Origin of the sequence: Aquimarina callyspongiae (genome assembly GCF_034322225.1) — a bacterium.
Taxonomy (GTDB): domain Bacteria; phylum Bacteroidota; class Bacteroidia; order Flavobacteriales; family Flavobacteriaceae; genus Aquimarina.
The window spans coordinates 45,734-59,364 of sequence record NZ_JAXLPA010000003.1 but is presented as its reverse complement, the minus strand read 5'-3'; the positions used below and the strand labels follow the sequence as shown (position 1 = coordinate 59,364).

Here is a 13,631-nt window from a genome sequence, read left to right as displayed (position 1 = left end):
TTTAAAAAAATTAATAAATATTTGAAATAATCATATGATTCTAGATTAGAAAATGCTCCAAGAGCGAACTTCTCCAATAGTTACAGGAATAGCATAGCTTACATCTACGGTGAACCTATAGATTTTTCTAGCTTGTTCTGTACGTTTAGTTGGATTAAAGAAAGTTAATTTTACATCCCAACAATCAGAATTAGGAGCACATATTGGGCTTCTTTCTACATCAATATCGCTCAACTCCATTTCATCTTTGACAGCTCTCTCAAATACTTGAGCTAATTGAAATGCATTGGTAGCTGCATAATTGATTGCTCTTTCTTGAGCAGAAATCCCTAAATTTCTTAATTCGTAATATACTCTGTCAAGAAAATTATGAATACCCGCAGATTGTTTATCATGTTGTTCTTGTTCATTTTTTCCAGTAGGTTTTTTCCCTAATACGGCACTAATCAAAGCATCGTTAGACCAGCTGTACATCCCTTGACCTTTTGGTACCAGAACAGGAACATTAAGTCCATTCATCAACGTTATTTGTCCACCGATTACTCCTGGAACAGAGATTCTTTGAATCTTACCTGAAATTTGGTCTTTAAGAAATTCTTTAAGTCGATCATGAACTATATTAGCATATCCTCCTACAGGGTATATTACATATACTTGAGTAGCATCTAAATTAATAGTCCATAGTACATCTTCAACAGCTTCTGGAGCGTTATCTAAATATTTGAGAAATTGTTCTGGATTATTAGGGTCTTGACCTCCCATTGCTTGTTGAAATGCATCTTTTTTAGCAACGGTTTGAAATTCATATCCCAAAGCTCCAATTGAATAAACCAGAGAAGCAACTTTTTTCTTTTCTCCTTTATTACATCCACAACTAGAAGAAGGTTCTATTCCTTCAGTATCTCCCAAATCTGTTTGTAGTTCTGTTTCAGGAGTGGATTCTGAAAGAGAAATTTCATTGGGCGTTATCTCATTCATCATTTCTTGATTTGATAATGGTGATGTTACGCTTTCGGATATATTTATTTCCGAAGTAGTCAAAGTTTGATCTGTTTCTGTCATGATTTTTTGATTTTGATTAGAATTAATAAAGTGTGTGTAATGTGAATTTTCCTGAATAGACACGCCAATACTCTTTTTATTATTATCGATTTGTTTCTTCTGAGAAATAATTTCATCTAAGGCTTTGGATATGGATATAGTACCAACTAAATTTTTATCGCAATTTTCCTTTATCGTATCATCGCATTTGATAACCGTTTTAAGAAGTAGTTGAAATATATCATAAGGAGTATTATGGATTCCATATTGCTTACTGATACTAAGTAATAATGCTACAACTCCCGAAGCAATAGGAGTTGCAAAACTGGTTCCTGATTTTGTTACGTATTGATTGTTAGTAGTTGCTGTCAAAATATTGTTGCCAGGAAAAAGAATTCCATTACGTTTATATGCTTTCCCCCAATTACTAAATGAAGAAGGCTCCTGATTTTCATCCATAGCACCTACGGCTAGGACAGAGGGATCTGCAGCAGGAAGATGTAAACATTCACAACCATCGTTTCCTGCTGCCGCAACTATAAGAACTCCTTTTTTTTGGCATGTTTCGAGGGCTTTAGAAAGTAATGTATCTGAAGCACCCGATGTTGTAAACTCTCCTCCACTGATATTAATAATATCAGCTTTATTTTCTAAGGCAATATGAATTGATCTTGCCAATTCTATTTGAGAAGCAGGTTTCAACTTGTCGTTTTCGCTATTGTAGAGGGTTATACCAAATCCTTTACAATTAGGAGCAATACCTTTAATTGGGGTATTGTGTTGTCCAAATATTATACTCGCTACACTTGTTCCGTGGCTTACTATATTTGAATTAGTGTTTTCTGAAATGTTTAAAGAGAATAGACTACTATTTTTTAAACATTCATGATCATAATTTACAGCACTATCAATTACCGCAATATTTATAGAAACATCTCCTTTTGTTAGTTTCCATAAATCGGTTAGACCAGGAAGTAACAGTTCATATCTATTGTATTCTTTTAAATACTTTTGAGAATAGTTATTGTTATCAGGAGTTTCCATATAAAGGTTTCTTAAGCTCTATTAAAGTTGAATTAATTTTATCTTGTTTTTGGATAGAGTAAATTTATCTTGTCTTTAGATTTAAAAATATTACGCATCATTGCACTGGTAAAACCGCAAAAAAGAAAAGCGATAACCTGTTTGATTATCGCTTTTTATTAATTTGGAGTATTCTATTGTTTATATCAAGAGTTTTTCTATGTCTGTTTCTTTATTAAACAACTCAAAAAGATTACCAGTATCTTTTGTATGTTGATCATATGGAATTAGTTTAATTTTTCCTTCGCTTTGCTTATGGGGTAGTGCTTGTAGGCTTTTTAATACAAAATATTTTTCACCATTTAGTTCTGTTATTCCATCTAATAATACCCGATTGAGATCATTCATGAATACAGGGCCACGAACTGTTCTTGCTAGGCCTGTGGTTTGTCTTTGAGCTTCTTGAAAGATTTGTAAAGTTTTAGATAATGGTATTCTGAAACAATTCTCAGGGTTATGATCAGCTTCTACGAACATATAATTAGGGATCATTCCCAAATTGATTTGAGCAGCCCAAATATCCATCCAATCTTGTGAAGTATCATTAATATCTTTGACTAATGGTCCTTGGCAGCGAATAACAGTACCTGTTTGTTGAATTCGATGAGTAGCTTCTTTTACAACGGTTGTTTCCAATTCTCGTACATGGGTAAAGTGTGCACAAAAATTAAGATGTTTCCCTTTGGACTGGATGTATCTGAATAGTTCTAATATATTATCAGCATCTTTATCAGTAGTAAAACGATATGGCCACCAAGCCAAAGATTTAGAACTGATACTTATTGTTTGTATACTATCAATATTAAGAATGGGATCAATGTATCGTTTTAACGTTTCTGCTTTTAAAACCAGTGGATCCGCACCCGTAAAAAGTACATCCGTAATTTCTGGATTGGCTGTTAAAAAAGCAACTGGAGTAGTAGGGTCCTGATATGAAGTTTTATCTTGTACTTGTTTATTATTAAATGCAATCCATCTAAAACAATAAGAACAGTATGTATGACAGGTTTTGATCATAGGTTCAGGAAATAAACTAACCATGGTGTTGAAACTGCGATACATTCCTTGGATTGGTTGATTGTTTAATTCTGGGAGCCCTGCAATATGATGCTTAACTTTAGGAAGCATTTTTTGTTTGAGTTGTTGTATATAGAGTAATAACTCTTTTTGACTTGCTCCCTGATCTATCAGGTAACTAAGTCTCTCATGATCTATAGAAGATAACATTTCTTTTCTAGGGAATGTTAAGCGATATATAGGATCGTTAGGAACATTTTCCCATCTGATTAAATGATTTAGTACATAGGTATTTATTTTGAAATGAAATACAAGAGATAAAATATCATATATGTTCCTTTCTTCGATTGGTAATCGTTTGTAATATGATGTGTTTTTAAAGGAGAGATTAGAATAGGATACGTATTTCATAATTTGGTATGATTAAATAAAAATACTATGCTGATTTAGATTGTTTTCTGTATTCTTTTTAGAGATCCATCCTAATTGCACTGGTACATCATATAAACGTCCTGGGGCTGTACGTCTCCAAAAATGTCTGAGTCCAGGAATGATAACTTTAACCACTGGCATTTTAATATCGGGTTGGGTGAGGTTAACTATTAACATTTCTAAACCTAACTTTTGAGCTTGAGAAATTCCATATTGAATGCTGTCATATATGGTAGATTCACATAGTTTAGGATAATCAGATAAAATATTTTTTGGAGTTTCTGTATTGGGGCTTAAATACGGATGCTTATCCATGGTAGCAGTATCAAGCCAATCAATAAAGTTTTGATCTTTAGTAAGATATTTGCCCTTGTTATGATGAACTATAGGTAGCAATTGATTCAATTCAATCACAGCTCTTTCCAAAGCAATTTTAGAATCCAAATGTGCACCAAAAGCATAAATAATCTTATCCTTGGAGTTTGCATCAGGACAGTGACTAATCGCTACAAAAACGGGGATATTAAAATCTGTTGTAATGTCCAATACAGTTAAACTGCGATTGATTTCTTTATAATAAGTAACTATGGTATCGAGATATGAATTTGATGTATTGTGTAGGTTAACTGAAGGTCTCTCAATACAATTATACCACCAGATTGCAGCCGCATCACGTTCTACCAATTCTAAGAACCCTTGCAGAATGGCTTCTTCGATAGTATTTCCCGAAGCGCAACCATTAGAATCTGGGTATGCGTAGAGGTTTTTTTCATCTTCAGAAGGATATTGTGCGTAGCAATAGTTGGCAGGTAAATATTTAAAACTTTGATCTGTTAAATTATATACAGGAGTCCAATCGATCTCTTTGTCTTCAGAAAGGTATAATGGAATTAAAGTATGAAATTTGGTGCATTGCGAATTGATATTAAATCGGTTTTCATATTGTTGTTTACTAAATAATAAACAAGTATTTGGATGAATGGCATTTTTTAATTTTTGAAAACTGCTTTTTATCGTATGCGTTTTACCTGGAAACACCATGCAGTAGCGTTCTATACCTTCACATAGAGCGCCAACCTTTGCTTGGATAGCTGTTTTTCCTTTCCCTCCATTCCCACTTCGTAGGTGATGATTTAACCAAAATAAAGAAGTGCTTTGCAAGGCAAGGTTTCTTCCGGATGTAAAATTATAAATAGGAGCATCCTTTACCGGATAATAACTTTTTAGATGCCTGACGATTCCAGTAATTGGGCTTATGAGGTGTTCGTATTGAGATAATGTTATTGCTGGAGAGATAGTTCTGTAACCACCATCCAATTTTAAGTTTGTATTGGGTTCCTGTTGTATATCAATTGGTTTAGGGTGTTGTAGTAAGATAGAATCATCTCCACAACTAGAACATTGTGGTCTTTTAACTATAGAATTTATAGTTCGTTGTCCATTTTTTATGTCAATTGATATTAGATTATTTTCTAATGTATTAGAATTTTCGTCATATAACCATTTAATGATTTCCATAATGGCACTGGTAGTAGATAATTGTTCTGTCAGCGGGTGGTTAATTAAAGGTTTATGTAGTTGGTTCTGACTTAAAGTTAATTTTTGGTATAATTTGTTTTCTTGATTAAATAACGACAATCTATGTTGTAAACAAGTATAGCAAGCAGTATCGTCTTTTTGAGGAACAAAGATTGGTCCAACATAAGGAGTTATACCCGAAAGTTTTACTAAAACCCAGGTTTTTTGGTTTTTTATGGCTTCCTGGTTAATTGCTTCTAATTCAGGAGCAGTATAACTTGTAGTAAGTATAATTGTAAGATAAGGATTAGATGACAATTGAAGACCAGTTTCTATACAAGCACTTTTAAATTTATCAGAAGATGCTTGTCCAATAGTTTTGATCGCTATACTTTTTTGAGAAAGTACAGTTGATAATTTTAATGGATCAAATCCTAATTCTTCCCAAAAAGCATTTTGCTCATTAGAAAAAGGAGAGGTGCTTTGAGTGATGTAACCATCTTTTTCTAATTGATGTAACGTTATTAGCAAATTACTTAGACTTTTTTTTGTCGGGTATTGAGCTATTAACTGGTCTTTTGATACTGGATTTTGATCAATAAAATCTAACAGTTCAATAGTTTCCTGATCATTAAAAACAATACTTTCTGATTCTGATGAGAGAACTGTATATTGGTTATTGATTCTTGTTTTTGCATATTTTTCCTTGATTCGATATAAGTTGTTATACATACGATATAGCTGTTGTGAAAAATAGAATTAAAAAATATTAGAATATCTATGTACAGGTTACTATCAAAGTTTCGTCTACTTGAGGTTTATTGTTATGCGAACTAAAAATTTTAATGATTGTATTCTTGTCGTATACTGGTGCTAGATATGGAACAAATAAGGTGTACTCATACATTTCACCATTCAAAAGAGCAAGATCTAACACTTTGGTATCATTTATAAATGGAGTAGGTTTATCTTTACTATTTGTAGAAATATATGTAGGTTCTAAATCATTGTTAGTGTAAAAACCGATTCCAGATCTTAGTTTTGCTTGTGTTTCGACTAAGGTTACTGCTTTGTCTATTTCATTATTTTTGATATAGCTATTTATTTGAAGGTTGGTCTCTCTATCGTTGATCTGATAAAATTCATTTTGCCCAGTAATTAAAAAATCTAAACCAGCAATATGTTCTTCAAGAATAACTTCACTGTTTTTAAATTCTTTTTCTATGTTTTTTTTGAACATTAACATTTTAGCTTCGCTTACTTTATTACTTAACGCTATTCTTGTGTTAGCTGGGATCTTCATTTCGCAACCTGGCCAGAAATACCATAAATGATAATCACTATCCTGAGATTCTGTATCTAATTGAGTTTTTACGCTATGGATAATTACGGATCGTTGTTCATCAGTCATCGTGGATAATTCATCCATAGTATACCCTTGAACTAATTCTGTAACATCAGCTTTGTTTTCGGTTTTAAAAAGTACACCATCTGTGAGTATTCCACGTCTGATATTATTGTTGTTAAGATATCCCTCTCTTATAAAATCAAATGAGGATTCAAAAAAATTAAAAGAAGAAAAGAATTCCATAATCCTTAAAACATCTGTTTTTGGTTTAGTAGAATTTAATTTATCGGGTTTTATGTTTTGATCAATCGCATGATACAAAGCATATATTGGATCTTTTTTTGGATGATCATCAAATATAGATTTGATAATCGATCTAATTTCGTTTTTTTTGAGAGACAAATTTTTAGTATTCATTTTGTTGGGTATTGGGTTTATAGTGTGGTGTTTATATTTTTAAATCTTTTTTTTAGAGAATTGTATGTGCTCAAAATATTTAAGTTGTATGCTTCTATTTCATTATTTGGATTTATCATGTTTTTAAATATATTATGAGCTTCATCGATTCTAGCTTCTTTGATCAAAATATTTGAGTAATCAATAGCGGCTAAGAAATTTAATAGAGGGGTTTCTATTTTTTTTGAATCCCCGATTGCTTTATTAAAAAAATGCTCTATGTCTTTACTTAATTTTTTTTCCTGTAAATATTTACAGTTTCCTAATAGCGTATAGAATAGTGGTAAAATTGATCTTTCATTTTGAAGTAACTGCCTGTCTATAGAACTTTCAAGAAGATCTATTGCAGGAAGATACTTTTTTTGCTTTATATATGTCTTTACAAGAGAAGGTTCATAATAAGATAATGTAATGCTCTGTCCCATTTCGATGAGCTGATTTCTTTTTTCTTCAGCTAATTTTGATTTTCCGTAGACCCAATCATTTATCATAAAAAACAGGTGAGAATATGTAGTAGCTTCCAGTTTGTCTCCAACGATATTCTCTAATTCTAGATTATATTTTTTGCAGGTTTTCACATCGTCGATAAGAGAAAGAAAAGAAATATAAAATAAATAAGCAGTAATAATTAGAGTATCATTTGATGTAGTTTTAGAATATGTAATCCCCTTTTGAAAAAAAGATTTTGCTTGTATTAAGTAACCTTTTAGTCCATAAGTATATCCAATCATACCTGTGGCAAATATATATGGATCAATACCATATTCTGTTGCAATTAGCTTATCAGTATTGGTGTCAAATTTTTTAATAATGTTAGAGAAAAAGCCTTCTGATTTTGTTATTTCTCCTGCAATGAAATAGGAGTGACCTAAGAAAGATGAAATGACCATTTCTAATTCATGATGTTGTATGTTTTTGGCATTTACTAAGATTTTTTCGCCTAACTCCTGGGCTTCTTTGTTTTTTGATTGCGCGTGAAGAAAGGAGAAGATGGTCCAATCATTTTTTATAGTAATAGTATCAAGATTTTCATCAGGTTTAAAATCACTCTGGGTTTTGATTTGTGCAATTAGCTCTTGATTTTTTTTAGCTATTTTATATAAGGTATTACTTCCATCTCCTTCTTTTAGAAATATTGCTGGGAGAATACAGATATTTAAATCAAGTTCTTTTCTTAATCTATTATGATCATTGTTAGAAAGAGATAACCATTCTTTTATTTTTTTTTCTAGTTTTAAAGCTTCTTCGTTCGAGGAATTTTGTATTTGTTTTTCGATGGCTTTAGTTCCAAAAACAAAAGCTTCATCATAATTCTCTGCGTTGGCATAATGATTGCCTATTTCAAAAGGATTTTCTTTTGTTCTTTTAGAAAATTCTTCTTTAAGAGTATTAGCAATTCTATTATGTACCTCTTTTCCATATGTTGGAGCCATTCCTTCATACGCAGCGTCACGGATTAATGCATGTCTGAAAATATAGTTTTCATCCTTTACTTTACGTTGTCGATATATTAGATTAGCCTTGATAAGTGTTTCTAGATTTGTTTGCACCATAGCTTCGTCCTGAAGAGAAGATGCGACCAGAAGTTTATAGTCAAATTCTCTACCAATTGCAGCGGCTAATTGTGCTGTCTCTTTTGTAAAACCTAATCCATCTAATCTGGCGTGCAGTAACTCTTTCAAGGTTATAGGAATGGATTTTTCATGAAGGTTATCTATTAATTGATAAGTTTCATTTTTTTGTACCAAATAGTTTTGATCGATTAGCATTTGGGTTAATTCTTCTATAAATAAAGGAATTCCATCTGTACGTTCTGTGATATAATCTATCGCTTTTTGATCAACAGGTTGTATTACGGTTTCAATTAATAATTTGGAAGAAGCTTCTGTTAAGGATTGAAGTTTTATTGTTTGTAACCGCTTACTAGTTAGGTTTGATGTGAATTCTGGACGAGAGGTTATTAATAATAGACAATTCTTATTTTGAATTGAGTCTATTATATCGGTTAAAAACTTTAGGCTCGTTGGATCTATCCAATGCAGATCCTCCATTATAAAAACAAATTTTTCAGCTTTTTCTGAGTGTAATAAACATTTTTCCAGAATTACTAGTAAGATTTCTTTCTGTTTATCTGGCGATATCTTTACCAATTCATAACTATTGGGGATAGATATTGATAACCATGTACATAAAATAGGTATAGTTTCTGCTGGATCAAATCCTATATTGGATACAAATTCTTCTAATAATGAAATTGCAATATTGGGTGATGTGTTTTTATGTATCCCAATATGTTTTTTAAAGATTTCTAAAAAAGGATATAAGGCATTATTTTGATGTTCTTGCAAACAACGACACTCTCTAATGGTATATCCATCAGAATCAAAATTGGTTTTACATTCATATATTAATTTAGATTTACCTATACCTGCTTGTCCTTCTATTAATATTGCATTTCCTTTTTGGGATGTAATGGTTTTCCAGATTGTCAAAATTTGTTGAAATTCAGACGCTCTACCTATCATTTTTCGACTGGCACTCCAAGGTCTTAAAAAAGAAAAAGCTTCTGATTTTCGTTCCTCAGTTAATAAATACGATTGCACAGGAAGTTCCAGGTCGGGTAATTTATATGAGTTTGAAACTTCAAATTCTAAATAGGGTTCTAATATTTTTTTGGTAGTTTCACTAACCAGGATAGTTCCTGTTTTGGTGTTATATAGTAGATTAAAAGCAATGTTGGGCACTACTCCTTCAGGAATATTATTTTGGCTAGATAATACATCTCCAGAATTCATACTTATTCTAAGACCAAGAGAAATCCCATGTTGCGTATTCAGTAATGCACTTCTTTTTTGTATTTGACTGATAAGCTCTAAAGCGGTTCTTCCTGCTCTTCTGCCATCCGTATCACTTACTTTAGGGTATCCATAGTATATAATTAGATTATCTGTAAGTTTTCCTGCTAGATAGCCTCCAAACCGGATAGCTGTATCGATACAAAAATTGAGTTGATCCTTTTGTATGGTGTCCAATGTTTCTAAATCCAGCTCAGTGTTTTTGGTTGATAATAAGCTAAGTTTTATACATAATACTGTAATCTGGCGTTTTTCACTACTAGGGTTCTTCCAGGAGAATTGATTGACAAGAGTTATGTCTTCTCTGGGTTGCGAGATGGTATTTTGATGATCTAATTCTCCTACCAGGCTATGAAAATTTATTTTGGAATATTCTTCAAAAATAGTCTGAGCGTCCGAGATTCTATAATTAGGATTTTTTTCTAATACCCGACGTAATAAATCAGCAAGAGGATGCCCTGCTATCGAGGCTGGAATACTAATATTAGAAGGGTGTAGTTGCTGTTGAAACATCTCTGCAACAGATGCACCTTGTATAACTGGTTGCCCGGTAAGACATTCTATAAATATCAATCCCCAAGCATACAAATCTGATTTTATAGTTGAGGGCTCACCTCTCAATTGCTCGGGAGCACTATAGGCAGGCGTACCGATAACTTCTTTGGTAAGTGTAAGGTTAGTATAATTATGTTTTTTAGAGTCGCTTACAAAGGTTCCAATCCCAAAATCCAATATTTTTAAATGTGCTTTGGATCCGGTTTTAAAAACCATTATGTTTTGCGGTTTGAGATCACGGTGTACTATTCCTTCTGTATGAGCACAGATAAGAGCATCAAGAATTTGCCCCATTAGTTCAGAAATTTCTACTGGGGTTAACTTTTTATTTTTTGAAATATAATCTTGTAATGTTTCTCCGGATATATATTCATATACAGCATAGGCATCCTGCGTTTTGGTATATCCTTTATCTATGAGTTTAACGATGTTTGGGTGATTGATTTTTGCGCAAAGATGTGTTTCCCGTTCAAAACGAAGTGCCTGACGTTTTCTGGCTTGTTGATTGAAGTCTGTCTTAAATTTAAGTATTTTAATAGCTACAAGCTGATTTGTACTTATTTGTTGTGCTTTATATACTAATCCAAATCCGCCTTCTCCTATTTTTTCTAATAAAATATAATTGTTTATCTCAGGAGGTATGTTAACTTCCTGATTGTTAGAGATATTTTTCATTTATAATGTGAAGCGTAAATGTGTTTTATTATCCTATGTTTAGTTTAGTATTACTTGTATATATTTCTCCTATACATTTGCCTTCCTTTTGTATTTTAAAATAGGGATGGGCAAAACGTATTTCTTTTTTCTTTCTTTCTATGACATTGGAGAATAGATATCCATATGGTATAAGTTCATTCAAATATTTTCGTAATCGATGGATCTGAACATTTAGATAATAGTCATCAATTTCCTTGGCAAATTCTTTAGACAGGTCTATAGCTAATTCATCAATATCGATCCATCCTTGATCATTAAAAACATAATTTAAATCAGCATCGATCAATCTTTTTCTTGCTAAGGATAGTAATAGATAATTATGAACACGTTCTCCAAGATCTATTTCTAATTCATTGGTGATTATTTTTACTTGGATACGCTCTTCATCTCCACTCAAAATAAACAGAAAATAGGATTGACTCACTATTTGTCCAAAGTCGGTAGTTTCATCAATATTTGTGTTTTCTACAAACATCCATTCTTCATCATTAAAATGAAGCTTAACACCATGAACTAGATCAATCACTTTACCCTCTTTTTCAGCTTTCCATTTTTTATTTTCTGTACAGTAAAAAGTAACTTCAGGAGTCTTGTTTTTAATATTATCTATAGAAGAGGGAAGGGTTAATATTTTATTTTGATCACTAAGAGATATTAAATATCCAGAAGGCATATCACAATCTATAAATTCCCATTTGGTGGTTTTATTTTTACCATATTGTAAAATATCTCCTTTAGAAAGTTTTATAGTGTTATGAATAAGTTGTTTGCCATTTACTAAGGTGCCATTTCTACTATGATCTTGTACATACCAGTATCCATTTTTCCAAAATATCGTTGCATGAGAATTAGATACATCATCATCAGGAATATACGTACACGCATTATATTTATTTCTACCAAAAACATGTTGTGCATTTAACACAACACTTTTCCCAAGTGAATTATTCTTTATTATGGCCATTAGTAGCTCTTTTTTTGTGTAGTTAAATCAGTGCTTACGTAAAATTAAAGCTATTACACGTGTTTTTGTAGCGGTTTTATCGCCTTCTTTTTGTGGTTTTTCCGCTTAGTTCTAATTTTTAGTTAGCACTTTTGATTACTAGGTATATCGTATTTTAACTTGTAGTGCTTTTACTACAAAACTACTTATTGATTTGATCATTTGTTAGGGGTATTTATACTCGATTTCACTATATAATACTCTTGATTTTATTGTAATAGGTGTTTTGTTTTTCATTAAATCAAGTAGAAAATTTATTGTTCTGAGTTATGTTTTATGAAACAGATGATTCTGAAGAATTATATTTTAATGCCTCTTTTATTTTTTGTCGAAAGCGTAGGTTTTGTTTGTATTGCCGTTTCTGTAAAATTTCAAGGAAATATGCAGTTACAGCTCCACCAAAAATTGCAATACCTAATTCTGATGCGACATCTAATAATACATCATTAACAAACCTTCCCCAAGAGTCTGAAAAAAAATAAGTAAGCACTCTGGATCCAACTGTAAGACCCATACCCAATAAAAAAAAGAAGGATACAAATTTGACGTGAAAAACTTCTTTGTTAGTAATGAGATCCAGTTCTTTAGGGTTTTTCTTATAGTAGGCTATAATTTCATCTGTTATTTCGGGATCTTTTGTGGTAAGAAACGAGATAATATTATTATCTTTCATAGTTAACTTATTTAGAATTCTTTGTTTGATTTATTTTCTTCTAGTATACGACCATTATTGTCTGCTTCAAAATAATCAGGTCGCCACTCTAAATTTCCAAAAATAATTCTAAATCTATCTTTCCAGTTCTTACATTTTTTTACGTCTTTCCAGATGTTTTTATATTCAATAAAGTTTATTGTTATTGGATTGTTAGTATTAATGTTTTTGGTTAATCCATAGACTACTTTCTCTTCCTCTCTTTGAAAAGTACCAAACAATTTGTCCCAAATGATTAAAACACCTCCATAATTTTTGTCTAAATATTGATCATTAGATCCATGGTGAACTCTATGCACAGATGGTGTGTTAAAAACTTCATCTAACCACCCTAGTTTTTTTATACGTTCTGTATGTATCCAGGTTTGAAATTGGGCAACCAATACTAAACTTACAATCGCCTGAAAAGGTGTAAACCCAATAAGCACCATCGGGATTAAAAATATCCACTCAAAAAGACCTTCTACAATACTCAAACGCAAAGAGATAGTAAGGTTATAATCTTCAGAAGAATGATGTACACTATGACTTGCCCATAATATGCGATGTTCATGCTCTAAACGATGCATCCAGTAATAAGAAAAATCTGCAACAAAAAAAGCAATGACCCAAGTCCAGATATTTGAAGGTATTGCTAATGGTGTTAACCAATGAATCGGGATAAGACATATAACTCCAATAGTTCCTACTATGGTTTTTTCCAATAGTTGATTCATTATAAAGATACCTATGTTAGCGCTCGAGTCTTTCCATCTTCTTTTTTTTGAAGTGAAAATATCTAGTAGGATTTCAAAAATAATGAGTCCTATATTGAAGAGAAAAAAATAGGTGATAAATATCATTACCTGTGACTCTTCAAAAAGTGATATTAATTTTGCAAAACTCATAGCTGAA

The 13,631-nt window shown here is 31.8% G+C and carries 8 protein-coding genes; all 8 read right to left on the bottom strand.

What is annotated here, in order from left to right:
- Nucleotides 1–45: 45 nt before the first annotated feature.
- Nucleotides 46–2,085 (bottom strand): PatA/PatG family cyanobactin maturation protease, encoded by a 2,040-nt coding sequence (locus U0D62_RS12605; protein ID WP_322287660.1) that lies wholly within the window; start codon nt 2,083–2,085, stop codon nt 46–48.
- A 180-nt stretch (nt 2,086–2,265) separates the two neighbouring features.
- Nucleotides 2,266–3,552, bottom strand: coding sequence for a hypothetical protein (locus U0D62_RS12600; RefSeq protein ID WP_322287659.1), 1,287 nt, complete (start codon nt 3,550–3,552; stop codon nt 2,266–2,268).
- A 12-nt stretch (nt 3,553–3,564) separates the two neighbouring features.
- A complete protein-coding gene (locus U0D62_RS12595; protein WP_322287658.1) occupies nt 3,565–5,823 on the bottom strand; it encodes a TOMM precursor leader peptide-binding protein in 2,259 nt (752 codons plus the stop codon).
- Between the two features lie 46 nt (nt 5,824–5,869).
- Nucleotides 5,870–6,856, bottom strand: coding sequence for a hypothetical protein (locus tag U0D62_RS12590; protein WP_322287657.1), 987 nt, complete (start codon nt 6,854–6,856; stop codon nt 5,870–5,872).
- Nucleotides 6,857–6,873: 17 nt separating this feature from the next.
- On the bottom strand, nt 6,874–10,980 hold the full coding sequence (locus U0D62_RS12585) for a TOMM system kinase/cyclase fusion protein (RefSeq protein WP_322287656.1): 4,107 nt from the start codon (nt 10,978–10,980) through the stop codon (nt 6,874–6,876).
- 28 nt (nt 10,981–11,008) lie between these two features.
- A complete protein-coding gene (locus tag U0D62_RS12580; protein WP_322287655.1) occupies nt 11,009–11,986 on the bottom strand; it encodes an FHA domain-containing protein in 978 nt (325 codons plus the stop codon).
- Between the two features lie 313 nt (nt 11,987–12,299).
- The gene (locus U0D62_RS12575) at nt 12,300–12,698 is read right to left on the bottom strand and encodes a hypothetical protein (protein ID WP_322287654.1); all 399 of its coding nucleotides are present in this window, start codon (nt 12,696–12,698) and stop codon (nt 12,300–12,302) included.
- Between the two features lie 11 nt (nt 12,699–12,709).
- Nucleotides 12,710–13,624, bottom strand: a complete 915-nt coding sequence (locus U0D62_RS12570) for a sterol desaturase family protein (protein WP_322287653.1) — start codon at nt 13,622–13,624, stop codon at nt 12,710–12,712.
- Nucleotides 13,625–13,631: the final 7 nt, after the last annotated feature.

Coding starts and splice junctions, on each gene's coding strand:
- U0D62_RS12605 (WP_322287660.1), bottom strand. CDS start 2,085: ATGGAAACTCCTGATAACAATAACTATTCTCAAAAGTATTTAAAAGAA.
- U0D62_RS12600 (WP_322287659.1), bottom strand. CDS start 3,552: ATGAAATACGTATCCTATTCTAATCTCTCCTTTAAAAACACATCATAT.
- U0D62_RS12595 (WP_322287658.1), bottom strand. CDS start 5,823: ATGTATAACAACTTATATCGAATCAAGGAAAAATATGCAAAAACAAGA.
- U0D62_RS12590 (WP_322287657.1), bottom strand. CDS start 6,856: ATGAATACTAAAAATTTGTCTCTCAAAAAAAACGAAATTAGATCGATT.
- U0D62_RS12585 (WP_322287656.1), bottom strand. CDS start 10,980: ATGAAAAATATCTCTAACAATCAGGAAGTTAACATACCTCCTGAGATA.
- U0D62_RS12580 (WP_322287655.1), bottom strand. CDS start 11,986: ATGGCCATAATAAAGAATAATTCACTTGGGAAAAGTGTTGTGTTAAAT.
- U0D62_RS12575 (WP_322287654.1), bottom strand. CDS start 12,698: ATGAAAGATAATAATATTATCTCGTTTCTTACCACAAAAGATCCCGAA.
- U0D62_RS12570 (WP_322287653.1), bottom strand. CDS start 13,624: ATGAGTTTTGCAAAATTAATATCACTTTTTGAAGAGTCACAGGTAATG.